General features: G+C 69.7%; 19 protein-coding genes. 8 read left to right on the plus strand and 11 right to left on the minus strand.

Going from position 1 to position 24,494, the window contains the following annotated elements; translation table 11 throughout:
* Nucleotides 1-7: 7 nt before the first annotated feature.
* Nucleotides 8-1,216, minus strand: coding sequence for a nucleotide disphospho-sugar-binding domain-containing protein (locus tag GA0070216_RS22850; RefSeq protein ID WP_342670785.1), 1,209 nt, complete (start codon nt 1,214-1,216; stop codon nt 8-10).
* Nucleotides 1,217-1,463: 247 nt separating this feature from the next.
* On the opposite strand from GA0070216_RS22850, the gene GA0070216_RS22855 reads away from it, so the two are divergent.
* The 4 genes from GA0070216_RS22855 to GA0070216_RS22870 all read left to right on the plus strand — a co-directional run bounded on the left by GA0070216_RS22855 (nt 1,464) and on the right by GA0070216_RS22870 (nt 6,267).
* A complete protein-coding gene (locus tag GA0070216_RS22855) occupies nt 1,464-3,431 on the plus strand; it encodes an elongation factor G (RefSeq protein ID WP_091249948.1) in 1,968 nt (655 codons plus the stop codon).
* Between the two features lie 132 nt (nt 3,432-3,563).
* Nucleotides 3,564-4,349, plus strand: a complete 786-nt coding sequence (locus GA0070216_RS22860; RefSeq protein ID WP_091249951.1) for an AfsR/SARP family transcriptional regulator — start codon at nt 3,564-3,566, stop codon at nt 4,347-4,349.
* A complete protein-coding gene (locus tag GA0070216_RS22865; protein WP_425413184.1) occupies nt 4,346-5,281 on the plus strand; it encodes a putative sugar O-methyltransferase in 936 nt (311 codons plus the stop codon). Before GA0070216_RS22860 ends, GA0070216_RS22865 begins: the two co-directional genes overlap by 4 nt.
* Entirely contained in the window at nt 5,278-6,267 is a 990-nt protein-coding gene (locus GA0070216_RS22870; RefSeq protein ID WP_091249955.1) for an NAD-dependent epimerase/dehydratase family protein, read from the plus strand. The genes GA0070216_RS22865 and GA0070216_RS22870 overlap by 4 nt, the downstream gene beginning before the upstream one ends.
* A 7-nt stretch (nt 6,268-6,274) precedes the next feature.
* On the opposite strand, the gene GA0070216_RS22875 is transcribed toward GA0070216_RS22870, so the two are convergent.
* From GA0070216_RS22875 to GA0070216_RS22900, 6 genes are all read right to left on the minus strand, one after another.
* Complete coding sequence (locus GA0070216_RS22875; protein WP_091249959.1) at nt 6,275-7,651, minus strand: NDP-hexose 2,3-dehydratase family protein; 1,377 nt, start codon at nt 7,649-7,651, stop codon at nt 6,275-6,277.
* A 20-nt stretch (nt 7,652-7,671) separates the two neighbouring features.
* Nucleotides 7,672-8,865, minus strand: a complete 1,194-nt coding sequence (gene metK, locus GA0070216_RS22880) for a methionine adenosyltransferase (protein WP_141723161.1) — start codon at nt 8,863-8,865, stop codon at nt 7,672-7,674.
* Nucleotides 8,866-8,911: 46 nt separating this feature from the next.
* Nucleotides 8,912-10,312: a succinyldiaminopimelate transaminase gene (dapC, locus tag GA0070216_RS22885; protein ID WP_281190456.1), complete on the minus strand. Its 1,401-nt coding sequence runs from the start codon at nt 10,310-10,312 to the stop codon at nt 8,912-8,914.
* Between the two features lie 31 nt (nt 10,313-10,343).
* Nucleotides 10,344-11,006 carry a LuxR C-terminal-related transcriptional regulator gene (locus GA0070216_RS22890; protein WP_091249964.1) on the minus strand — a complete coding sequence of 221 codons (663 nt, stop codon included), beginning with the start codon at nt 11,004-11,006 and terminating at the stop codon, nt 10,344-10,346.
* A 1,191-nt stretch (nt 11,007-12,197) separates the two neighbouring features.
* Entirely contained in the window at nt 12,198-14,054 is a 1,857-nt protein-coding gene (gene asnB, locus GA0070216_RS22895; RefSeq protein ID WP_245722653.1) for an asparagine synthase (glutamine-hydrolyzing), read from the minus strand.
* Between the two features lie 11 nt (nt 14,055-14,065).
* Nucleotides 14,066-14,323 (minus strand): acyl carrier protein, encoded by a 258-nt coding sequence (locus GA0070216_RS22900; protein WP_091250249.1) that lies wholly within the window; start codon nt 14,321-14,323, stop codon nt 14,066-14,068.
* Nucleotides 14,324-14,552: 229 nt separating this feature from the next.
* Between GA0070216_RS22900 and accA the strand changes: the two genes are divergently transcribed.
* The 3 genes from accA to GA0070216_RS22915 are packed head-to-tail and all read left to right on the plus strand — an operon-like array spanning nt 14,553 to nt 18,165.
* Nucleotides 14,553-16,280: an acetyl-CoA carboxylase carboxyltransferase subunit alpha/beta gene (gene accA, locus GA0070216_RS22905; protein ID WP_091249967.1), complete on the plus strand. Its 1,728-nt coding sequence runs from the start codon at nt 14,553-14,555 to the stop codon at nt 16,278-16,280.
* Nucleotides 16,277-16,804 carry an acetyl-CoA carboxylase biotin carboxyl carrier protein gene (locus GA0070216_RS22910; protein WP_245722654.1) on the plus strand — a complete coding sequence of 176 codons (528 nt, stop codon included), beginning with the start codon at nt 16,277-16,279 and terminating at the stop codon, nt 16,802-16,804. Before accA ends, GA0070216_RS22910 begins: the two co-directional genes overlap by 4 nt.
* Nucleotides 16,805-16,812: 8 nt before the next feature.
* Nucleotides 16,813-18,165 (plus strand): acetyl-CoA carboxylase biotin carboxylase subunit, encoded by a 1,353-nt coding sequence (locus GA0070216_RS22915; protein ID WP_091250255.1) that lies wholly within the window; start codon nt 16,813-16,815, stop codon nt 18,163-18,165.
* Nucleotides 18,166-18,190: 25 nt separating this feature from the next.
* Here the strand turns inward: GA0070216_RS22915 and GA0070216_RS22920 are convergent, their stop codons facing one another.
* Together GA0070216_RS22920 and GA0070216_RS22925 are read right to left on the minus strand one after the other, a co-directional pair.
* The gene (locus GA0070216_RS22920; protein ID WP_091249969.1) at nt 18,191-18,967 is read right to left on the minus strand and encodes a cyclase family protein; all 777 of its coding nucleotides are present in this window, start codon (nt 18,965-18,967) and stop codon (nt 18,191-18,193) included.
* A gap of 20 nt (nt 18,968-18,987) precedes the next feature.
* The gene (locus GA0070216_RS22925; RefSeq protein ID WP_091249972.1) at nt 18,988-20,628 is read right to left on the minus strand and encodes an FAD-dependent oxidoreductase; all 1,641 of its coding nucleotides are present in this window, start codon (nt 20,626-20,628) and stop codon (nt 18,988-18,990) included.
* Between the two features lie 166 nt (nt 20,629-20,794).
* Here GA0070216_RS22925 and GA0070216_RS22930 point away from each other — a divergent pair, with 166 nt between their 5' ends.
* A complete protein-coding gene (locus GA0070216_RS22930; protein WP_091249975.1) occupies nt 20,795-21,823 on the plus strand; it encodes an acyltransferase domain-containing protein in 1,029 nt (342 codons plus the stop codon).
* On the opposite strand, the gene GA0070216_RS22935 is transcribed toward GA0070216_RS22930, so the two are convergent.
* Entirely contained in the window at nt 21,789-23,045 is a 1,257-nt protein-coding gene (locus tag GA0070216_RS22935) for a ketosynthase chain-length factor (RefSeq protein WP_091250258.1), read from the minus strand. The genes GA0070216_RS22930 and GA0070216_RS22935 overlap by 35 nt on opposite strands.
* A complete protein-coding gene (locus GA0070216_RS22940) occupies nt 23,042-24,337 on the minus strand; it encodes a beta-ketoacyl-[acyl-carrier-protein] synthase family protein (RefSeq protein ID WP_281190457.1) in 1,296 nt (431 codons plus the stop codon). Before GA0070216_RS22940 ends, GA0070216_RS22935 begins: the two co-directional genes overlap by 4 nt.
* Nucleotides 24,338-24,494: the final 157 nt, after the last annotated feature.

Genomic DNA, 24,494 nt, shown 5'->3' on the forward strand with positions numbered 1-24,494 from the left:
CCCGTCGTCAGGCGGAAGCCACCAGCGGACTGGTCCGGATGTCCGCGCCGGCCGCACAGTCCTCCAGGAGGTTGACCACGCTGGCCGGTGATGGTGTCGTGGCGACCTCCCGCTGAAGGGCCAGCGCACGCTGGCGGTACTCGGGCCGGGTCAGGACGGTCTCCAGCGCCTGCTGGAGGGTGAGTTCGTCGGCGGCTTCCGGATCGGCGATCGAGACGCCCAGGCCGAACTGCTCGACCTTGTTGGCCCAGAAGTCCTGTGAGGTGCTCTGCGGCAGGGTGACCTGCGGAACGCCGTTGGCGGCGGTGTGCATACCGGTGCCCAGGCCACCGTGGTGGATGACCGCGTCGCAGGTGGGCAGCAGGACGCTCAGCGGAAACGACTCGACGACGCGGATGTCCGGCAGGCTCTCCGCGACGCCGGCCCGGTCCGCCCGCTCCACGGCGATGACCAACTCCGCGCCCATCTTCTGGACCGCCCGCGCGATCCTGCCGGTCAGCGGGTCGAGCACGGTGGTGGTGATGCCGGAGGTCAGACACACCCGGGGTCGGCCCCCGGAGGGCACCAGCCACGGCTCGGCCACCACCGGACCGTTGTAGGACACCAGCCGCATGCCGGCCCAGGGAATGCGGTACGGGTCACGCAGGCTGGGCGGGCACGGGTCGACCAGGATCTCGGGGAAGATCGCTTCGAGACCGAACCGGTCGAACAGTCCCTTGTAGGCCTCCCACAGCTCCGGCTCGCCCCGGTAGTCGAAGTCGAGTGTGTAACCGGCGGTGTGCCCGATCGCCGGCACCCCGACCGCCGCCGCCGCCACCAGCCCGGCCGAGGCGACGGTGTCGTAGACCACGAGATCCGGCCGCCAGGACCGCGCCAGTGCGACGGTGTCCTCGGCCGTCGCCTCCGCCGCCGCGAGCAACCGCCTGGCCATGCCCACCCGCAGTTCCTTGTCGAGCAGTTCCGGCCGGGCGAACCAGTTGCCGGTGATGTTGCGTGGGGTGCCCTTGTAGGCAAGGCCGCCGTGCCGGCTCTGGGCCTGTTGGATGACGGCCTCGTCACCCACGGACACGGTGACCAACCCGGTGGCCTTGACGGCGTCCACACCCTGCGGCCGGACGGCCACCCTGACCTCGTGGCCCGCCAATTGGAAGGCCCAACTCAATGGCACGATCCATGGCACGTGCGGACCCGCCGCAGCTACGAAGAGGACTCGCATCTACACCTCCCGATGGTGATGGCAACTCACTGCCACGGGACGTTAGGGAGGACGTCTCGACGCGACGTCGACGGCGACTCGACGATCGCCCGGACGCGTACGTCGCGTAGTGGCCTTGGTGGTAGGCTGCGGGTCGGGTAGATAGTTGTTCAGCCTGTTCTCGGTAAGGAGAATGAGATGCGCCGACAGTCCGGAGCACCAGACGGGACGGTCATGTCGGCTATCTACCCCAGGGTGGCGTTCATCAATGGGCTCCCTCAATATCGGGATCGTTGCGCATGTTGATGCGGGAAAAACGAGCCTGACCGAGCGGCTTCTTCATCACACCGGTGTCATCGACCAGGTCGGAAGCGTCGACGCCGGTAGCACCCAGACCGACTCCATGGAGATGGAGCGGCGTCGCGGGATCACCATCCGGTCCGCCGTGGTGTCCTTCAGCATCGACGATCTTCCGGTCAATCTGATCGACACACCCGGGCACCCCGATTTCATTGCCGAGGTGGAGCGGGCGCTGCGGGTGCTCGACGGCGCGATCCTCGTGGTGTCGGCCGTCGAGGGGGTGCAGGCCCAGACCCGGATCCTCATGCGGACGCTGACCCGCCTGCGGATTCCCGTCCTCGTCTTCGCCAACAAGATCGACCGCGTCGGTGCCCGCTACCAGGAGTTGCTGGACAGCATCGGGCAGAAACTGACCCCCCGCCCGCTCGCGATGAGCACGGTGACCGGTCCCGGCACCGCCGAGGCACGGTCACTGCCCCTGCCGCTGGCCGCAGGCGGGCGGGCCGCCTCGGTGGCCGAACTGTTGGCCGAGGAGAGCGACGCGTTCCTTGAGTCCTACCTCGACGACACGACGCACCTCACCGAGGGCGACTATCGCGCCGAGTTGACCCGCCAGGTGCGGCAGGCGCGGGTGGTGCCGGTGTACTTCGGCTCGGCCATCACCGGCGAGGGCGTGGGTGAACTGCTCCAGGCCATCCGGGAGTTCCTTCCACCGGCGGCCGGCGACCCGGCGGCGCGGTTGCGGGCGAGCGTCTTCAAGATCGACTGGGCACCCGGCGGCGAGAAGGTCGCCTACGCGCGGGTGCACTCCGGCCGGCTCACGGCCCGGGAACCGGTCGACACCTACCGCCGTGGCCGCACCGGCGAGGTGATCGGGGGAAACGGCAAGGTGACGTCGGTGCGGGTCTTCGCGCAGGGCACCACCACCCACGAGACGGCCGCCGAGCCCGGCGACATCGCCAAGGTGTACGGGCTGGCACACGTGCAGGTCGGCGACCAGCTCGGCTCGCCCGAGGGGCTGCCATCCGGTGGTTTCTTCGCGCCGCCCAGCCTGGAGACCGTCGTCCGGGCCGCCCAGCCCGCGCAGAACGCCGAGTTCTACCAGCGCCTGCAACGGCTGGCCGAGGAGGACCCGCTGATCAACGTACGTCGCCACGAGGCGGACCGGACGATCTCGGTGGCCCTCTACGGCGAGGTGCAACGCGAGGTCATCAAGGGCCTGCTCCTGGACCGGTACGGCATCGAGGTGGTCTTCGAGGAGACCACGACGGTGTACGTCGAGAAGGTGGTGGGCGTCGGCCACGGGCTGGAGGTGATCTGGCAGAACGAGTTCGCCGCCACCGTCGGCCTGCGGATCGCGCCGGGTCCCGCCGGCAGCGGAGTGCGGTACCGGATCGAGGTCGAGCCCGGTGGGCTGCCCGCCTCCTTCCACAAGGCGATCGAGGAGACCGTCCGGCAGACGTTGCAGCAGGGGCTGTACGGCTGGGAGGTCGTCGACTGCGTGGTCACGTTGACCGACACCGCGTACTTCAGCCCGGTCACCTCGGCCGGCGACTTCCGCAAGCTCACCCCGCTGGTGCTGATGGCGGCGCTGAGCACGGCGCGGACCACGGTGCACGAGCCGGTCAACCAGTTCGAGGTGGAGGTGCCCGACGACACGGTCCGCGCGGTCATGTCCCGGCTGACCGCCGCGCGGGCGATCGTGGACCACTGCGACACCCACGGCCCGGTCAGCCGCCTGCACGGCACGATCCCCGCGAGCAACGTCCACGACATCGAGCGGCAGCTACCGGGCCTGTCCCACGGCGAAGGCGTCTTCGTCTCCGCGCTGAGCGGCCACCGCCGCACCACCGGCACCCCGCCGACCCGACGACGCACCGACGGCAACCCACTGCACCGCAAGGAATACCTGACCCACGTACTCAAACGGGGGTGAAAGATCGGCGGGGCGGGGTTGAGGGCCACTGTCACCGGGAGTGCAAACGGATGTCCACCCGGATACACACGGCATTCTCCATGGGGCAATGAGCTCTATCGGCCCCGCACCGCCGGCTGTTAGAAACGGTTCATGAAATTCCGGGTACTCGGTCCACTCGAAAGTTCGATGGACGGCACGCCGAGCACGCCCAGCGCGGCACGGGTGCGCTGGACGCTTGCCCTGCTGCTACTGCGAGCCAATCAGGTAGTTGATCGGGGTTGCATCATCCACGAGTTATGGGGGGAGAATCCTCCGCGCAGCGCGGTCACCACGGCCCAGACCTACATCTACCAGTTGCGGAAGAACTACCACCGGTATACCGACCAACCGGGCTGTGGTGAGTTCATCGAGACACGCCCCCCGGGGTACCGGTTGCGGTGCCACGAATCGGAGATCGACGCGTTCGCCTTCGAGCGGTCGAGCGCGGACGGTGTGGCGGCCTACGCCGCGGGTGACCCGGAACGGGCGGCCCGTCTTCTGCGCGAGGCGCTCATGCTGTGGCGCGGCCCGGTCCTCGCCGACATCACCGCAGGCCCGGTGCTGACGCCGCACATCCGGCAACTGGAGGAGGCGCACACCCGGGCGGTCCGGACCCGCATCCTGGCCGACCTGAGACTCGGCCGGCATCGCGAACTCATCCCCGAGCTGCGGTTCGCCGCGTTGGAGCACCCCTTCGACGAGTGGATTCATGAGCAGCTGATGATCTCCCTGAGCCAGGAGGGCCGACGGGCTGACGCCCTGGACACCTACCGCCAGTTGCAACGAATGCTGGACCAGAAACTCGGCATCGAGCCGTCGCGCGCACTGCGGCAACTTCAGCACGACGTACTCGTGGGTGCCGTGCGAAACCCCCACCCGATGGAGGAAGTTGCGTGACAGAGCAGGCTAAGCTGACCCCCCGGCGGTACGGCCCGAGTGCGCAGTGGCAGCACATCAACGAGGCGCACATCACCGAGGAGGCCGCGGCGGATCTCGCCGGCTTCAAGTCGAACGCGGTCAATTTCAAGCTGGCGCTGTGGAACCCTGAGCCCAACGGCGTGCGCTACCTGAAGGCGCTCACCTTCGCGCTGGGGATGCAGCTGACTCCCGCCAACCGGGAGCGGCTGCGCCGCACCCGCAACCGCGAGGTCGGCACCCCCTATTCGGTGCGCTGCAACGGCGAGTCGGTCTGCCTCGACTATCTCCAGGCCGTGCACGAGGTGGAGTTCATGTCGGCTCAGCTGCCTCTCGACGGTGCCCGGGTGGTGGAGATCGGCGCCGGCTACGGCCGGACCTGCCACACCATGCTCTCCAACCACGAGGTCGCCGGGTACACGATCGTCGACCTGTCCAACACGCTGGCGCTGTCCCGCCGGTACCTGGAGGCCGTGCTGACACCGGAGCAGTTCGCGAAGATCCACTTCGTGGGCATCGACGACGTGGACGAGCAGGTGCGCGGCGACCGCTTCGACCTGTGCCTGAACATCGACTCGTTCGCCGAGATGGACCCCGGCACGGTACGGGACTACCTCGAACTGATCGACTCGACGTGCGGTCACTTCTATGTCAACAACCCGGTCGGCAAGTACCTCGACGAGACGCTGGACGGACACTCGCAGGGAGCCGACGTGGTGCAGTTGGCGCTGAACAGCGGGCTGCTGCGCGACATCATCGACATCCACGACAGCGACGCGGTACACGAGCAGGTAGCGGCCTTCGTGTCCGCGTACCGGCCGGCCGCGCGGTGGCAGTGTGTGGCTCAGCATCGTGCCGTGTCGTGGAGCTACTACTGGCAGGCCCTGTACCGCGCCGACCCGGTGTCGCGGTGAACGCCGGTGCGGACCGGCCACTGGTCGTGGTGCTGGGTGGCTCGGGCTTCGTGGGTGCGGCGGTCGTCGAGGCCCTCGCGCGGCGGCCGATCCGGCTACGAACCATCGGACGTCGGCCCCAGTCGGTCCCGACCCATGCCGTGGCCGAGATCGAGGTGCGGTCCGCCGACCTCACGGATCGCCGGGAACTCGAAGGCGCTGTGGCCGGCGCGGACGCGCTGGTCCACCTGCTGATGCACACCGCCGGCTGGCGTGCCGCCGCCGGCGATCCGGCCAGCGAACGGGTGAACGTCGGGGTGATGTGTGACGTCGTCGAGCTGCTGCGGGCAGGTCGCGGAATGGCTGGGCCACCCGCGGTCGTGTTCGCCGGTTCCACCTCGCAGGCCGGGCTGCCCGAGCGGATGCCTATCGACGGTGGGGAGCCGGACCGGCCCACGACCGCATACGACAGCCAGAAGCACGCCGCCGAGCAGCTACTCAAGGATGCCACCACCGCCGGACTGGTCCGCGGCGTGTCGTTACGGCTACCCACGGTGTACGGTGACAGCCCGCGCGGACGGCTCACCGGCCGCGGCGTGGTCTCGACCATGGTCCGAAAGGCCTTCGCGGGCGAGGAACTGACCCTGTGGAACGACGGCACGGTTCAGCGTGACCTGCTGTATGTGCACGACGCGGCGGACGCCTTCCTCGCCGGACTCGACCACGCGGATCTGCTCGCGGGACAGCACTGGCTGCTCGGCACGGGACGCGGCGTGCCCCTGGGCGACGTCTTGCGGACCATCGCTGATCTGGTCGCCGCCCGCCTGGGACGGCCACCGGTGCCGGTCGTCTGCGTACCGCCGCCCACCGTCGCTACGGCCACCGACATGCACAGTGTCGTGATCGACTCATCGCGATTCCGGGCTGCCACCGGTTGGCGCCCTCGGGTGCCGTTGCACACCGCGCTGCGGCGCTGCGTCGACGCGTTCGCCCGGAACACCGAGTAGCGCCGTCTTACAGCCGCCCGCTCCACAGGCCGGCGACGGCAAGCAGGGTGCGGGCCTGCACGTTGAGGTAGTGCCCGTGCCGGCTCAGCGAGTTGAGCTGGCCGGGAGTCACCCACGCGAACCCGGGTGGGGGTTCAGCGGTCGCCTCCGCCTCGCTGGCCTCCACGAGCAGGAAGCGGCTCGTGGCGTTGAGGAAACGGCCGCCCTCCTCGGAATGCGCGGCGGCGTACCGGATGCGGTCCGCTCCCGCGTGCCGTACCAGATCGAGAAAGGGCGGGCGCTCATGCTCCGGCAGATGGGCGTAGTTCTCCGGAGTGCACTGCACCGTCGGTCCCAGCTCGACCGTGTCCAGGAAGCCGCCCTCGGCGCGGGCATGGACCAGGAAGTGCGGCACCCTGCCGAAGCGGTGGACCAGGAACGCGCACAGACCCACGCCGATCGGTTCGAACAGCGGTTGCATCCACGAGGTGACCTCGCGGTTACCGGCATGGACGGCCACTCCGGTGACCCGGAAGTACCGATTGGCGACGTGGTGGATGTCGTCGTCGGTGAACACCCAGTCGCGTACGTCGGCAAGCGGGATGCGCCTGACCCGCACGTCGTGCCGGGCCCGTTCCGTGGTGAACCAGGACAGCAGGTCCGTGTCAGAGTGCACCGCGCCGGCCTCCACCGGGGCCATCGGAGCGCAGGCCAGCACGCTACGTGCGTCCATGTTCACGATGTGGTCCCGGTGCAGCAGCGTGCCGAGCTGCCCCAGCGTGAGCCAGCAGAAGTCGTCGTCCGGCGGTAGGTCGTCGGTGGTCTCCACGATCATGTTCCGGTTCGACTTGCACAGGAACCACGAGCCGTGCTCCGACTGAAGCACGTCGGCGAGGACGCGGCCCTGACCCGGATCGATGAAGTAGTCGAGGTACTTCACGTCGGCGCCCTGGTGCACACCCGTGTAGTTGCTATGGGTGGCCTGCACGGTGGGTGAGAGCTGGAGCAGCCGAGGATTGCCCGGCTCCATCTTGGCCTGCATCAGAAAGTGCAGGACGCCGTCGAACTCCTTGGCCAGGATGCCGAGGATCCCCACCTCGGGCTGCACGATGATCGGCTGCTGCCACTCCCGGGCGCCGATGGTGACGTGCAGTCCCTCCACCCGGAAGAACCGTCCGCTGTGGTGGCCGATGTTGCCGCTACCAGGCTCGAGCGACCAGCCCATGAGGTTTCGCAGGGGCACCCGCTCGACGGTGAACCGGTGGGCCCGGCCGCGGGCGGCGAACCAGGTGTCGAAGTCCTCAGTCCGCATCATGGCGCTGGTGGTGATGCTCCGCCGGGAGCGGGCGAACCGCGCGGGCAGCTGGTTGTCCTCCCGCTCCGCCAACCTCGTCACGATCGTCATGCATGGCTCCTTCGGGTGCGTCAGGCGTTGACGGCGGCCTTCAACTCGGCGATCCGGTCGGTGCGTTCCCAGCTCAGATCCGGCAATTCCCTGCCGAAGTGCCCGTAGGCGGCCGTCTGCCGGTAGATCGGACGCAACAGGCCGAGATCCTCGATGATGGCGGCCGGCCGCAGATCGAAGACCTTGTAGATGGCGACGACGATGCGCTCGGCCGGTACCGCCTCGGTACCGAAGGTCTCGACGAACAGGCCGACCGGACGGGCCCTGCCGATGGCGTACGCCACCTGCACCTCGCACCGATCGGCCAGGCCGGCCGCGACCACGTTCTTGGCGACCCAACGCATCGCGTAGGCGCCCGAGCGGTCGACCTTCGAGGGGTCCTTGCCGGAGAACGCTCCGCCTCCGTGCCGGGCGGACCCGCCGTAGCTGTCCACGATGATCTTTCGGCCGGTCAGTCCGGCGTCGCCCATCGGACCGCCGATCTCAAAGCGCCCGGTGGGGTTCACCAGCAGCCGGTAGCCGGACGTGTCCAGCTCCAGACCGGCCAGCTCGGGCTCGACCACATGGGTACGCAGATCGGGCATCAGCATCGCGTCGAGCGAGACCGTCGGGGCGTGCTGGGATGAGACCACCACGGTGTCGAGCCGCACCGGCCGGCCACCTTCGTACTCGACGGTCACCTGGGTCTTACCGTCCGGACGCAGGTACGGCACCGCACCGTTCTTGCGGACCGTCGAGAGGCGCCAGGCCAACCGGTGTGCCAGCGCGATGGGCAGCGGCATGAGTTCGGGCGTCTCGCGACAGGCGAAGCCGAACATCAGCCCCTGGTCACCGGCCCCCTGCCGGTCGCGGGCGTCCCGTTCGCCGTCGCGGTGCTCGGCCGCGGAGGCGACGCCCTGGGCGATGTCCGGAGACTGCGCTCCGACCGACACGGTAACCGCACACGAGTCGCCGTCGAACCCCTTCGCCGACGAGTCGTACCCGATGTCGCGCACCGTCTTCCGCACGATGGCCGGGATGTCGACCCGTGCCGTCGTGGTGACCTCGCCGGCGACGTGAACCAGGCCGGTGGTCAGCAGCGTCTCCAGCGCGACCCGGCTGTCGCGGTCCTGGGCCAGCATCGCGTCGAGGATGCCGTCGCTGATCTGGTCGGCCATCTTGTCTGGGTGCCCCTCGGTGACCGATTCCGAGGTGAACAGGCGTCGTGTGGTCATCTGCCCTCCAGGCATGGGTGGGGAACGCCGGACTTCCGGGCCGTTCTCAGCGGGCGAGCCGGGCCACAGCCGAGGCGATGCGCTCGTCGGTCGCGGTCACGGCCAGTCGGACGTGGTTCTCGCCGGGCCGGCCGTAGATCGACCCCGGTGCGCCGAGGATGCCCTCGTCGGCGAGGAACGCGGCGGTGTCCCAGCACGGTTCGTCCCTGGTGACCCACAGGTACAGCCCGGAGTCGGAGTGGTCCACCCGCAGGCCTCGTGCCTCCAACGCGGGGCGCAACTGGGCCCGGCGGCGTGCGTAGCGTTCCCGCTGCAGTTCGACGTGTGTGTCGTCGGCCAGCGCAGCGGTCATCGCCGCGGCGATCGGAGTGGGGAGGATGAGTCCGGCATGCCGGCGTACCTCGAGCATCTCCTGCACGACACGGGGATCCCCGGTGATGAACCCGGCCCGGTATCCGGCGAGGTTCGAGCGCTTGGACAAGGTGTGCACCGCGAGCACGCCGGTGTGTGAGTCGCCGCAGACCTCGGGGTGCAGGATGGAGATCGGTTCCTGCTCCCAGCCGTACTCGAGGTAGCACTCGTCGTTGACGACCAGCACGCCACGCTCCCGGCACCAGGACACGATCTCGCGCATCCGGTCGGCGGACAGCACCCTACCGTCGGGGTTGGACGGGGTGTTGAGCCAGAGGACCCGGGGCGCCGGCTCGGGCAGGCCATGGTCCAGATTCACCGGCACCGGTGTGGCGCCGGCCAGCCGCGCGCTGACGTCGTAGGTAGGAAACGAGAGCTCCGGATAGGCGACGAGGTCGCCCGGACCGACGCTCAACACGGTGGGCAACCACGCGATCAGTTCCTTGGTGCCGACCGACGGCAGAACCGCCCCGGCCTCTGCGGCGACGCCGAAGCGCCGGCTCAGGTAGGCCGCGGCGGCCTCTCGCAGGGCCGGGGTGCCTTCGGTCGCCGGGTGACTCGGCGCGTCAGCGGCCGAGCACAGGGCCTGCTGGACGATCTCCGGGGCCGGGTCGACGGGCGTGCCCAGGGCGAGGTTGACGATGCCGTCCGGGTGCCGTGCCGCGCGGTCGCGCAGCGGCGCGAGCGCCGACCACGGGAACTCGGGAAGAGCTTTGATCACGATGCACTCCAGTCCTGAATCGAGTTTCGCTGCAATGCGCACACGCAACCAGCCGTTGGTTGTCTCGCCGGTCAGCGCCGGGCACCCCGGATGACGCGGCCGGAGAGGAGAGTCGAGCCCGTACGACGGCGATGCGCGCCTGCCCGGCGGGCCCGACGGCGGCAGGCGGGTCGATCTGGCTGTCGTCGACGCTGCCCGGTTTCGAGGAAGTGCCCACCCCGCGACGCTGAACTGCTGCCGGCTCCACGAGCTGGCACGAGTGCCTTCATGCCCCGCATCCTGGGGCCGGCCGGTCGAGGTGAGTTCGAGCGGCACTCTTCGGCTGGGTCGACGCGCCGCTGCCGGGTCAGGAATCCAGGCGTATGGTGGTGGCGATCATCATGACGGCCCGGGCCTTGTTCACGGCGTCGATGCGCGACACCGCGTTGAGCTTGGCGAAAATGTTGTGCAGATGGCGCTTGACGGTGCCCTTGGTGATCGACAGCTTGCGGGCGATCTGCGCGTTGCTCATCGCGTCCGCCACCAGGAGAATCACCTCGCGTTCCCGCTTGGAGAGCACCGTACCGCCGCTGCGGGTGAGGGACGGGAGTGCGGACGGGGACGCGGAGATGAACACGCGCTCGCCCTCCCGGCATATCTCGCGGATTACCGAGGTCAGATGGTCGCGGGAGACGTCCTTCGGTAGGTAGGCGCGCACGCCCTGCTGAAGCAACGACTCTGCATGACCCGGACGGTCACCCTGACCCAGGATGACGACGCGCTGGCCGACGCCCACGGCGAGGAGCCGGGCCAGTGAGCCGTTCACCTCGTGTCCGCGCTCGTCTATGCCGAACACCACGACGTCCGGTGGGCTGTGCGGGATGACGTGAAGCGCCTGCTCGATCCCGCACACGGCGGCAGTGACGGTCATGTCGTCATTGGCACTCAGCACCGCCTCGAGGCCACCACGCAACAGTGGGTGGGACTCCACCACAAGCACGCGAATTCTTGACATCACGCCAACGGTCATGCGAGACCCCCCGTGTTTGGGCAGGAAGTGAGAACGCTCGGTTTCGTGTGGGCAGCAGTGGCAGCGGCGGGGGTGCCGCACGCGGCACCGCCGACCGGGCAGGGTTCCGTGGCCCGGTCGGGCGTTGTCTCCGCAAGTGGCTTGTCGGTGATTGTCGCCGGGCCCGTGCGCCAGGCCAACGGGTGCGACCGGGAGCGCGCCGGGTGCGGGCACCAGGAGAGGGTGATGCCATTGCACGGGATGGAGCGGGCTGCTCGCGCTGCTCGGCGGTGGTCGGCGGACAACCGCCCGGCGGAACTCGTACCGGAGTCACCCGTCCCCGTGCGTCCCGCGAGTACGGTACTGCTCGTCAAACGACTCTTCCTGCCTTCCTTTCGACGCATGACTGCCATTACCGGGACGCACGGCGGCCAACTGGCCCACAGCACACCGAATACGATGCAGAACCCTATGGGCGCGCATCAGCGCCGCGCCACGTTGCGCCTGTCCGCTTAGTTCAACCATTCGTAACCGTCACTGCGCAGAGTGTAGCATTCACCCATCCCCGATCAACCGTGCAACTCGAACACTTCCGCGGACCGCCCATTCGGGGATGGCACGGGGTTCAGGAATTCTAATTCGACATGATCAAATACTCGGGGCGCGGCGTCGGGCATTCATGCTGGTGTGAAAAATCTGACACATATTGGAAGGATTGAACTATTCGTCAGGCTTCATGGCGGAAGGCCGGTTTTAAGCCGGCACCGCAGGGAGGAAGACGACCATATTACCTTTATCTCCCGTCGGCCCACCCGCGCTGAATGGTGACCCGCCGAATCGGGTCGGCTACGGCCGTGGCGGCGCGTCACCTCGACGGAAATGGGCACGGTTCGACGCAGCATCGAATCAATAGGGGCGCCCGACACGTTTCGCCGAGTGATACACGCCACGCAGCGTGACACATCGGATGCCATAACCGCAGCCCATGGGCACGTGTTTCCCTGATCGACACGGACGAATTGCGGTAGCGTGTCGAATTCGCGCCCCAACGGGCCGGCGTCCGCCGTTGGGGCCGGCTGCGTGACGGTGGCAGTACGGACTCGGCACCGCCGGTGCTCCATGGGGCACCGGCGCCGTCAACCACTACTTCGGCAGAGGGTCATCGAAGCCGATTCCCGACGACGTTCAGATCTCGGCGGTGCCAGCGGCCGTTCAGAAGTCGAGGGCAACGTCGTAACGGGTGATCCACTCGTTGAGCCAGAGAGCCATCTCGAGACCGCCACGGTCGTACGGCCGGCTCGGGCCCCGTAGCGGGCGGTCGAGTAGGCGCCGCACTCGCTCACGGTCGAGCAACGGCAGTACCGGGGCGTCGCGGTCGGCCACCACACGCGCCAGTTCGGCGCGCAGTGCGATCTCGTATTGCGGGTCGAGGGTGGCCGGATAGGGGGTCTTCACCCGATCCAGCACGGAGCGCGGCAGGAGGTCGCTTGTCGCGGCCCGCAGCAGGCCCTTCGCCCGACCGTCGAGGGTCTTCATCGAAAACGGCACATTGAACACGTACGACACCAGCCGGTGGTCGCAGAACGGGACTCGTACCTCCATGCCGACGGCCATGCTCATCCGGTCCTTGCGATCCAGCAGGGTCTGCACGAACCGGGTCAGGTTGAGATAGGACACCTCGCGCATCCGCCTCTCGGCGGCGGACTCACCAGGCAGCACCGGCACCTCGGCCAGGGCTTCCCGATAGCGCATCGCCCGGTAGGCGGGGATGTCGAGCTTCGCGATCAGGCCCTCGTCGAGCAGTGACAGCCCACCGAAGTACCGGGCCGACCCTGAGGTCAGCCAAGGAAACGTCGAAGCGCCGACCGCTCCCGGGTTGTGGAACCAGCGGTACCCCCCGAACAGTTCATCGGCCGCCTCACCGGACAGCGCCACGGTGCACCGGTCCCGGACGGCACGGAACAGCAGGTACAGCGAGGGCCACATGTCGCCCCAGAAGGCCGGCGGCAGATCAGTGGCGGCCAGGACCCGAGCGCGCACCGCCGGGTCGGTGAGTTGCCCGCTGTCGAGCCGGACCTCCGTATGGTCCGCGGTGACGTGCCGGGCGAGTTCCCGCGCGAACGGCGCGTCCGGGTCGCCACGCACCGCATCCGGAGCGAAGTGCTCGTCCGCATCGACAAAGTCGACGGCGAACGACTGTACGGGACCGGCTCCGGCGCGGAGCAGCGTGCCAGCGGCCAGCGCCGTGACCGCCGAGGAGTCCAGACCGCCGGAGAGCAGTGTGCCGACCGGCACGTCGGCTACCAGTTGCCGGGCGACCGTGTCGGCCAGCAAATCCCGCACCTGGCCCACGGTGGAGCGCAGGTCGTCACCGTGCGGGTGCGCCTCCAGGGCCCAGTACCGGTGGCGGGTGATCCCGGTGTGCCGAACACGGACCAAGTGGCCCGGCCGCACCTCCGACATCCCGGCGTACACCGCATGCTCCGGCGTCTTGATCATGTCGAAGATCTCGCACATCCCGTCGACACCGACCCGGGCCGACGCGAGCGGGTTGGCGAGGATGGCCTTGGGTTCCGAACCGAACAGCACCCCGCCGGGGGTGGGATAGTAGTACAGAGGCTTGACGCCCATGCGATCCCGCACCAGGAGCAACTCCTGGCTCCGTTCGTCCCAGACTCCGAGTGCGAACATCCCGTTGAACCGGGTCGCCATGTCCGCGCCCCATTGCAGGTACGCCCGCAGCACGACTTCGGTGTCGCCGCGAGTACGGAACCGGTGCCCGTACCCCTCCAGCTCGCGGCGGAGCTCGACAAAGTTGTACAGCTCCCCACAGAAGGTCAACACGGCGGCCGTCCGGCCGTCGAGCTCGACGGCCATCGGCTGCGCGCTACCAGCCAGGTCGACAACCGCGAGGCGACGATGCCCGAGCGCGGCCCGCCGACCGAGCCACACCCCCTCCGCGTCCGGCCCGCGGCAGCACATCGTGTCGGTCATCGTCTGGACCACCGTTCGCGAGCCGGACAAGTCACGCTGGAAATCCGCCCAGCCGACGATTCCGCACACCGTCATCCCTCCCGTCGCTACGCGTTCGACCGAAGCCTCGTGTTGATCTCGTTGAGCAGCGCGCGTGGTGTGCGGGCGTCCGCCACCACCGAGTCGGGCAGCTGGATGCCGTTCTCCCGTTCAATGCGGCTCACGGTGTTGAACATCGCCAGCGAGTCGTAGCCGAGAAGCTCGAAGTCGCTGTCCATGATGTCGCCGCTGAGATCGACGCCCTCCTCCTCACCGGCACTCTCCTTGAGCAGTTGAAGCAGCGTCTCGATGCTGAACTCCGCCATGCCGTCACCCTTCTGGTCCGCGGCTGCGGCGCCGACGATGTCCGCCGGCACGCCCTGAACCGCCCGATTCAACGGCCATGACGCTGCGCCGAATCCGTCGAGTGGCCTTCGAGCCACGGTGGAGAGGCCGGAAACCCCGGCGGCCGGCCGTTTCCACTGCGGCTTGATGCGCCTTCGAGGCGCGCCCCGCACGATGGCGGCTCCTGGCATCGAAGCGGAAGGACGTGCGATGACCAGTACAGCGGTGAGCGCGAACCGGTCGACCGAGGGGGTGTCCTGGACGCTCTGTCCGGGCTGCCGGACGGTACAACTCGGCAACAGGCTCATGCGCCTGCTCTGGGTGTGCCCTGACTGCGGACATCATCTGCAGATCACCGCCGCCCAGCGGATCGCCGCGCTGTTCGATCCCGATTCGGTCCAGCTGGTGCACCCGCCGTCGACGGACACCGATCCCCTGGAGTTCAGCGACACCGAGCCGTACCCCCGACGCCGGGAGCGGGCCCGGCGCAGCACCGGAATGCGCGAGGCGATGGTGCTCGCCACCGGTGCCATCCAGGGCCGGCCGCTGGTGGCCGCGGTAGCGGACTTCCGATTCCTGGGTGGCAGCATGGGGGTGGCCGTCGGCGACCTGCTCGCCCGGGCTGCCGAGATCGCCCTGACCCGCCGGGTTCCGCTGCTCATGGTGACCGCGTCCGGCGGCGCCCGGATGCAGGAGGGCGTGCTCTCCCTGATGCAGATGGTCCGGACGACCCAGGCGCTCACGCGCCTGGACGCGGCCGGCGTCCTCACCATCTCACTGGTCACCGACCCGACGTTCGGCGGGGTCGCGGCCTCCTATGCCACCCTCGCCGATGTCATCCTCGCCGAACCCGGTGCCCGGCTCGGCTTCGCCGGTCCCCGGGTGATCGAGCAACTGCTCGGCCGGCCGCTGCCGACCGGCTTTCAGACCGCCGAGGCGCTGCGCGCGCAGGGACACCTCGATCTGGTCTGTCCGCGCGGGGAACAACGGGCCATCCTCGCCCGGCTGCTGACGCTGACCGCACCGGAGACCTCGGCGCGGCGGACCGGCCCGGACAACGCCGGCATGGTGACCGCCCCGGACGTTCTCCCTCAGGAGGACCCGTGGCGGTCGGTGCGCCGTGCCCGGGACATCATGCGCCCGACCACCGCGGACTACGCCGCACGGGTGTTCACCGACTTCCTGGAGCTGCACGGCGACCGGCTGGCCAAGGACTGTCCCGCGATCATCGCCGGGCTGGCGCGTCTCGCGGGACGCACCGTGGTGCTGATCGGCACCCAGAAAGGGCACACGGCAGCCGAACTGTCCGCGCGTCAGTTCGGCATGGCGTCGCCGGCCGGCTACCGCAAGGCGGCCCGCCTGATGCGTCTGGCGGCGAAGCTCGACGTACCGGTCATCACGCTCATCGACACACCCGGCGCACACGCCGGGATCGAGGCCGAGGTGCACGGGCAGGCCCTGGCCATTGCCGACAACCTCCGGGTGCTGGCCGAACTCCCGGTGCCGGTGGTCGCGGTCATCACCGGTGAGGGCGGTAGCGGTGGTGCGCTCGCCCTCGCCGTGGCCGACCGGGTGCTGATGCTCGCCAACGCCGTGTACTCGGTGATCAGCCCGGAGGGGTGCGCGGCCATTCTCTGGAACAACGCGGCGGAAGCCCCCCGAGCCGCCGCCGCGCTGCGGGTGGGCGCCCGGGACCTGCTGCGACTCGGCGTGGTGGACGGCGTGATACCGGAGCCCGGTGAAGGCGCGCAGACAGACCATGCGGCTGCCGCGGAGCTGATGCACGTTGCACTGACCGCGACGCTGGCGGAGCTGGGCGACCTGTCGTCCGAGGAGCGCCGCCGGCACCGCTTCCGCCGGTTCGAGGCGTTCAGCGGGTCGTCATCGTCCAGCCCGGACGGCAGCCCGGACAGTAGTGAAATGGAGAAGGGCCAGTGAACGACTCCCGATCGATGCCGAATGGTCACGCACTCACCGAGCCGAAGTCCGCAACGCCCGAATGGAGCACGGACCGCCACGACGACACCGGTACCCCGTCAGCGCTGCGGCAGGCCACCCATACCGTCGACCGGCTGCTGCGCCTCGGCGGGCCGCCGCCGACGACACTCGTCGTGCACGTCGGTGAGGTGTGGATCGAGATGACCTGGGCTGTGCCGGGACCGGCGGTCGACGACACTGCCGATACCCCGCCCGAACCGGTGGACGAGGACAGCTCGGCAACCGCCGACTACATCACCGCGCCTGCAGTCGGCACCTTCTACCTGGCACCCTCGCCCGGCGCGGAGCCCTTCGTCCGCACCCACAGCCTGGTCGTGGCAGGTCAGCAGGTGGGCATCGTGGAGGCGATGAAGCTGATGATCCCCGTGGAGGCCGCCACCGCCGGTCGGATCGGCAAGGTGCTGCGCACGGACGGCGACCCGGTGGAGTACAACCAGCCGCTGTTCGAGCTGAAGCCGTGGTGAGCATCGACATGTTCAAGACGGTGTTGGTGGCCAACCGCGGTGAGATCGCGGTCCGGGTCGCCCGCGCGTGCCGGGAACTCGGCGTGCGTGTGGTGGCGGTGTGCTCGGAGGCCGACCGTGGGTCGGCCGTCACCCGGCTCGCCGACCGGACGGTCGTGATCGGGCCGGCCGCACCCCGCGCGAGCTACCTCAATGCCGCCGCGATCATCGAGGCCGCGTTGATGACCGGAGCCGAGGCGGTGCATCCCGGGTACGGGTTCCTCTCCGAGGATGCCGACTTCGCCGAGGCGTGCGCTGCCAGCGGCCTCACCTTCATCGGACCACCGGTCGCCGCGCTGCGTCAGCTCGGCGACAAGACGAGCGCACGGGCCGCGATGGCCGCTGCCGGGCTGCCGCTGTTACCTGGCGTGCTGGACCCGGTGCGGGACGAGGCAGACGCCGTGCGGGCGGCCGACACAGTGGGGTATCCGTTGATCATCAAGGCCGCGGCGGGCGGTGGCGGCCGGGGCATGCGGGTAGTACAGGGCCCGGACGAGCTGACGAAGGCGTACCGGGAGACGACAGCGACCGCTCGGCAACTGTTCGGCGACGGTCGGGTGTACCTGGAGCGGTACCTCGCCGCGCCACGGCACGTCGAGATCCAGTTGCTCGCCGACCAGCACGGGAACTACGTGCATCTCGGCGAACGCGACTGCTCGGTGCAGCGGCGGCACCAGAAGCTCATCGAGGAGAGCCCGGCGCCCGGCCTGCCCACAGAACTCACCGGCCGAATCGCCGAGGCGGCGATCCGTGGCGCGCGGGCAGCCGGGTACGCCGGGGTGGGCACCTTCGAGTTCCTGGTGGACTCCACAGGTCAGTTCTACTTCATGGAGGTGAACTGCCGCCTCCAGGTCGAGCACGGGGTGACCGAGCTGGTGGCCGGGGTCGACCTGGTGCGGGAGCAGCTCCGGGTGGCGGCGGGCGCGCCGTTGGACCTGCGGCAGGAGGACGTACGCCCCCGGGGGGTGGCGATCCAGTGCCGGATCAACGCCGAGGACCCGGCCCGTGACTTCATACCGACCCCCGGTCTACTCACCGAGTTCACCCCGCCGTCGGGCCCGTTCGTCCGGGTCGACACTCACGCCTTTCCGGGCTACCGGGTGCCGGCCAGCTACGACTCGCTGCTGGCCAAGCTCCTGGTCTGGGCGCCCGACCGGGAACAGGCGATCACGCGGATGCGCCTGGCTCTGGCGGAGTTGCGGGTCGACGGGTTCGGCGTGCACACCACCGCCGCATACCTCCGTGGGGTGCTGGCGGACCCGTGCTTCGGTGCCGCCGCGCACAGCACCCAGTGGGTGTACGACGGCGAGGGGGCCGGCTGACCCGGCGGGTCAGCCGGCCCCCGGGTCACTGCTGCGCGACCAGTGCCACCGCGCGAGCCCACCCGGCACCCGCATTTGCGATCTTCACCGGGAAGCAGCACACCGTGAAGCTCGGCGTGTCGAGTAGCGCGTCCAGGTTGTTCAGCCGCTCGATCTGGCAGTACTCGCGGCGGCGACCGGCGAAGTGGGCCGGCCAGAGCACGCTCGGGTCCGAGTTCTTCTGGTACTCCCGGATCATGTGCCCGAACGGCGCGTCCAGGCTGAACGCGTCGGTGCCGATGACCCGCACGCCCAGGTCGAGCAGGAGGTCGGTGGCCGGGCCGTCGAGGCCGACGAAGTCGGTGAAGTACCGGGGCGTACCGGCGAGGGCGTTCGCACCGGTGTGCAGCAGCACCATGTCCATCGGTTGTGGAGCGCGACCGGCCTGTTCGAACGCCTGCCGTATCCGGTCCGCGCCCACCGTGCCGACCGGCGCGTCGGAGATGTCCAGCACCAGGCCGGGCCGGAAGAACCAGTCCAGTGGCATCTGGTCGATGTGTCGGGGCTTTCCGTACTCGGCCGTGGAGCCGTAGTGCGAGGGTGCGTCCACATGGGTGCCCGTGTGGGTGGTCAGCCGCAGGGTGTCCAGCGACAGCAGTTCGCCGCCCGGCAGCGCCGCGGGGTCGAAGTCGAGTCCGTAGTTCTCCCGCATCCCCTCTGCCATGTGCACGGCACCCTCGGCGGGCGAGAGCACCGTGTGGTCGATCGGGTTCGGCTCCCAGACTGCGGCGTCGACGGGGGTGGACAGGTCGATGATGCGCATGGCTGTTCTCCTCGGCCGGTTCAGCGGGTCGGCGTGGGCTCGTGCGGGACGAGGGTGAACCGGCGGAGCCGCGCCGTCAGCTCGTCACTCCCCGCGATCCGGCCCTTGCCCGCCAGGTAGCCGTCAGGTCGGATCAAGGCGTACTCCCCGGTCCCGAGGCCGAGTTGGCGGCGCAGGGTGCCGCCCGGGTCGCCGAGCGGGCGCGGGTAGGTGCCGGTGTCGACGGTGTCGACCACCGTTCGCACCGAGACGGACCGGCCGAAGTCACGCTCCACGTCCGCCAACACGGCGGCGAGCCGGTCCGACTCGACGGTGGCGGTGGCGGTGGCGAGTAGCGTCCACCGCGGATCGGTCAGCTCGGCGCACATCTCCCGCCACCCGACGCTGACCGACTCGGTCTCGACGGAGCAGGCGACCCGATATCCCGGCTCGATGCCGTCGGCCGCGCTCACCGGCTGGCTCAGCGGGCTGGCGCAGTAGTGCAACGCCAGGCCGGACATGCCCTCCATGATCTTGCGCTCGACGCGGCGCTTGAGTGGCGTGGCCAGGTTGAGGAGGCCCAGCCCGATCGGCAGCGTGACGGGCGCGGCGGCATTGCGCAGCGCCACGAGCGCGGTGGCGGTCTTGGTCGTGCCGAGCAGCGTGGCACCGACCGGCACCCGCTCGGCGGGATAGCTGTCGAGCAGTGCGTCATCCGCGTGGCCGCGCACCACCTCGGCCAGCTTCCAGCCGAGGTTGTACGCATCCTGGATGCCGGTGTTCATGCCCTGCCCGGACGCCGGGCTGTGCACGTGAGCCGCGTCGCCGGCGACGAAGCAGCGCCCGGAGCGCATCTGCCGGATCATCCGCTGCTGAATCGTGAACACGGAGACCCAGGTGGGGGTGGAGACGCGGACCGGGATGCCGAGCGCCTTCGTGATCTTCCGGGCGAACCGGTCGGCGACCGCATCGGGGTCCTCGGCGCCACCGACGTCCACCGTGTCCAACAACCGCCACTTGCCCGGCGCCGGAAACGGCACCAGCATGATTGTGCCGTTTCCGGTGTGCATCCAGTGCAGGCTGTCGCGCGGCAGGTCGGCGTCGAGGACCGCGTCGGCGATCAACCAGGTCTCCGAGGACTCGCCGAGCAACTCGAACCCGAGGCGCTGGCGGACCAAGCTGTGGCCGCCGTCCGCGCCGACCAACCACCCCACCTTGACGTGCTCGGTCCCGCCGCCGACATGCTCCAGGGTGGCCGTCACCATGTCGTCGGTCTGGTCCAGCTCAGTCAGGCCGACGCCCCACTCCACCACGACGCCCAGGTCGTGCAGGGCGTTGCGGAGAATCTCCTCGGTGATCACCTGGTCCACCTGGAGCGTGAAGGGGAATCGGGTCGGCACGCTGGAGTAGTCGGTGTCGAGACGGATCAGCCGCCGTCCTCGTTGATGCATGGTGAAGTGCTCGACCCGCTGGCCGCGACGCAGGAACTCATCGACGAGCCCCATCTGGTAGTACGTCTCCAGCGTGCGGGCGTGGGTGGCGGTCGCCCGGCTCGTGGTGGCCGGGCCGGAGGCCCTGTCCACCACCCGCACCGCCACGCCGCGCCGCGCCAGCTCGTGGGCGGCGGTCAGGCCGACCGGGCCGGCACCCACCACGAGCACGTCGTAGCTAGAAGGGCTCATCGGCTCCTCTTCCTCCCGCGTTCCGGTGTATGTGGGCAGCCTGCCGGGCCGGGCTCGACTGCGGCCGGAACGCCGCTGGAGGCCGTGCCCGCTCGACCGGCGCTCCAGGTGGGCACGCGACGCTGCCTGCCACGCGGCGAACGACGCGGAGGGGAGTGCAGAACCGATGGCGTACGAGACAACGGGCCGTCCGATCGCCCTGCTGCTGCCGGGCCAGGGCGCCCAACACCCGGGCATGGCCGTGGAGCTGTACGGCCGCGAGCCCGTCTTCAGCGCAGTCATGGACGAGTTCTTCGCGCTCATGGGCGGCCCCGGGCAACGGTTGCGCGGGAACTGGCTCGCCGACCGGCCGGCCGTCCTGTTCGACGACGCCGCGACGGCACAACCCTTGCTGTTCGCGGTCGGGTATGCCCTCGGCAGCGCCTTGCGCGCCGGTGGGCGGCAGCCCGTGGCGCTGCTGGGGCACAGCGTGGGCGAACTGGCCGCAGCTGCCCTTGCCGACGTGGTGGACCTGCCCGGCGCGGCCGCCGTCATGCTGGCGCGTTCGGCGGTGATGGCCACGGCACCGTCCGGTGGCCTGCTCGCCGTCGGCGCGACACCTGCGGAACTCGCCCCGTACGTGGGCACCGACGACGATCCGGACAGCGTGGTGATCGGCGCACGGAACGCCCCACGGCAGACCGTGCTGGCCGGGCCGGAGCCGCGACTGTCCGCAGTGGAGCATGAACTGCTGGCGGCGGGGTGGCCCAGTCGGCGGGTGCGCGCCCGGCAGCCCTTCCACTCTCCGGCAGTTGCCGACCAGGCGAGGGCCTTCTCGGCCGTCTTCGAGACGATGCCGCTCGGCTCCCCCACAGTGCCGATCTGGTCCACCCGTACCGGCCAGGTGGTGGATCGCGAGCAGGCCGGGAGACCGGAGTTCTGGGCCGGGCAGTTGGCCGCCCCCGTGTTGTTCTGGCCGGCGCTGGACGCGCTTCTGGCCCACGGTGACTACACCTTGGTCGAGGCGGGACCCGGCCAGGGGTTGTCGATGCTCGCCCGCCGGCATCCCGCCGTCCGCGCCGGGCGCAGCACCGTGGTTCCGTTGCTGCCCCGGGGCGCGAGCGGGTCGTGGGACACCTGGTGTGCCGCGTTGCGGAAGCTGGATACCGCGCCACCGGCGGCTACCCGGAGCGGCGGAGCACCATCGCCGAGTTGAAGCCGCCCTGCCCTCGGGCGATGACGAGCGCGTTGGTCAGTGAGGCTTCCCGGGGCTCGGCGCCGACCAGGTCGATGGCCTCGGTGAAGGCGGGACGCTCGATGTGGACGGTCGGCGGGATCACCGAGTCGCGCATGGCCAGCAGCGCCGCAGCCAGATCCAACGGGGCCCCGCCGGCCAGCAGTCGGCCGGTCATGGTCTTGGGTGCCGTCACGGGTACCCGCCGCGGTCCGAAGACAGCGGTGAGTGCGTCGACCTCCAGCCGGTCCAGGACCGCGACCCCGGCGGCGTCGGCGAAGACCACGTCCACCTCCGGTGCGGGCAGTCGTGCGTCGATCAGGGCCAGCTCGATGGCCCGCCGCAGGCCAGGCTCGCGACCCGACCCGGGTTGCGGGTCGAAGGTGGCGGCGTGACCGGCGACCACGCCGTAGATCCGGTCCACTCCGCGCCGCCGGGCCTCGCGGGGACTCTCCATGACGAGCAGGGCCCCGCCCTCGCCCGGCACGTGGCCGGCGGCGTCGAGGTCGAACGGCAGGTACGCCCGGCCCGGATCGGTGCTACTGCTGACCCGGCCCGAGCGGATCATGCAGACCCAGGCCCACGGGCACAACGAGCCGTCCACCCCACCGGCGAGCATGAGCGGCGTGCCGTCGCGTACGTGCCGACGAGCCTTGGCGACCGCATCCAGGCCACCTGCCTGCTCGGCGACCACGGTGCTGCCCGGCCCCCGCATGGCGTGCCGGATGGATATCTGCCCGGTGTTGACCGGATAGAACCAGGCGAAGGACTGGTACGCGCTCACGTAAGCGCCGCCTCTGCTCCACAGCGCCTCAAGTTCCCGCTGCCCGAACTCGAAGCCACCAGCGGAGGCGGCGGTGACCACCCCGGTCGCGTAGTCGGCCATCCGTCGCGGGTCGGCACCGGCATCGGCCAGCGCTTCCTCGGCCGCGATCAGCGCGAGCTGGGTCATCCGGTCGGTCTGCGGTAGCAGCCGGCCGGGCAGGTGGCCGGCCGCGTCAACGGTGACCTCGCCGGCGAGCTGTGCCGAGTAGCACGTCGGGTCGAACCTGGTGATGCGCTCGATGCCGGATTCGCCGCGCAACGTTGCCGCCCAGTACTCCGCCACGCCCAGGCCATTGGGGGCGACCACGCCGAGGCCGGTGACCACTGCCGTGCCGGTCGCCCGGCCCCACGGGGTCCCGACGATCCCGGGCGCGGTCATGCCGCCCACCGTCCAGGCCGGGCGAGGACGATCGCGCTCTGGAAGCCACCGAAGCCGCTTGCCACGCTCAGCACCACGTCGGTGCGCTGCTCGCGGGCCACGAGGGGCACGTAGTCCAGGTCGCACTCCGGGTCGCGTTCCCGGAGGTTCGCCGTCGGCGGGATGACCGAATGCTCGATAGCCAGCACGGAGGCCGCGACCTCCAGTGAGCAGATCGCTCCCAGGGAGTGGCCGATCATCGACTTGATCGAGCTGATCGGCGTCGTGTAGGCGTGTTCTCCCAGGCTGCGCTTGTACGCGCCGGTCTCGTGCAGGTCGTTCTGCTTGGTCGCGGAGCCGTGCGCGTTGATGTAGTCGATCTCCGACCGGTCGACGCGTGCCTGGTCCAACGCACTAGTGATGGCCGCAGCCAGTTCCACGCCGTCCGGGCGAAGTCCGGTCATGGAGAAGGCGTTGCAGCGGGAGGCGTATCCGGCGACCTCTGCGTACACGTGCGCGCCTCGGCGGTGGGCATGACCGAACTCCTCCAGCACGAAGATGGCCGCACCCTCGCCCAGCGCGAAGCCGTTGCGGGTCCGGTCGAACGGCCGCGAGGCCGTGCCCGGCTCGTCGTTGCGCGGAGTGGTCGCCTTGATCGCGTCGAAGCACGCGACAGTGATCGGCGAGATGGCGGCATCCGCGGCTCCGGCGACCATCACCTCCGCCTCGCCGTCCCGGATCAGGTCCACGGCGTGGCTGAGCACGTCGATGCCGGACGTGCACCCGGTGGAAACAATGCCCACCGGTCCCTCCGCCTCGACCAGCCACGCGATCTCCGCCGCCATCGACGAGGGCACGAAGTAGTCGTACAGGTACGGCATCGCGTGTGCCTCGTCGACCTGCCAGGTGCGACCCTCGTCGCTGACGACCGCGTACTCGTGGTCCAGGCTGATGGTCATCCCGCAGGCGGTGCCCACCATCACCCCGGTGCGCACCGGGTTCAGCTCGCCGAGGACCCCGCTGTCGACGAGTGCCTCCCGGGCCGCCACGTACGCGAACTGTGTAGTCCGATCCCACCGGCGGATCTGCCGCTGGCTCAACCCGGCCTCCACGGGGTTGAAGTCACACTCGGCGGCCACCCGGGAACGGAACTGGCTGGCGTCGAACGCCGTGATGGTCCTGGTGGCAGTGCGCCCGGCGGTCAACAGGTCCCAGTACTGCTTCGTTCCGATGCCACCCGGTGCCACTACGCCGATCCCGGTCACCACCACCCGCCGAGCACCCCCCGGTCCTTCTTCACTCTTCCGCAGCACCCCGTCTCCCTCCGCCGTCGCCAACCGGCCAAGGCTGTCCTGTCGAGCTCGATTCGCCCTTGACCCGCGTTGGACGGTCGGCCGACTCGGTCCCCGCTCGATGCCGGCACGACCGACCGGTGTGACGGTGCGCTCCGGCAGAACCGATCGTGAGTGA

The organism is Micromonospora matsumotoense (assembly GCF_900091525.1).
GTDB classification, from domain to species: Bacteria; Actinomycetota; Actinomycetes; order Mycobacteriales; family Micromonosporaceae; genus Micromonospora; species Micromonospora matsumotoensis.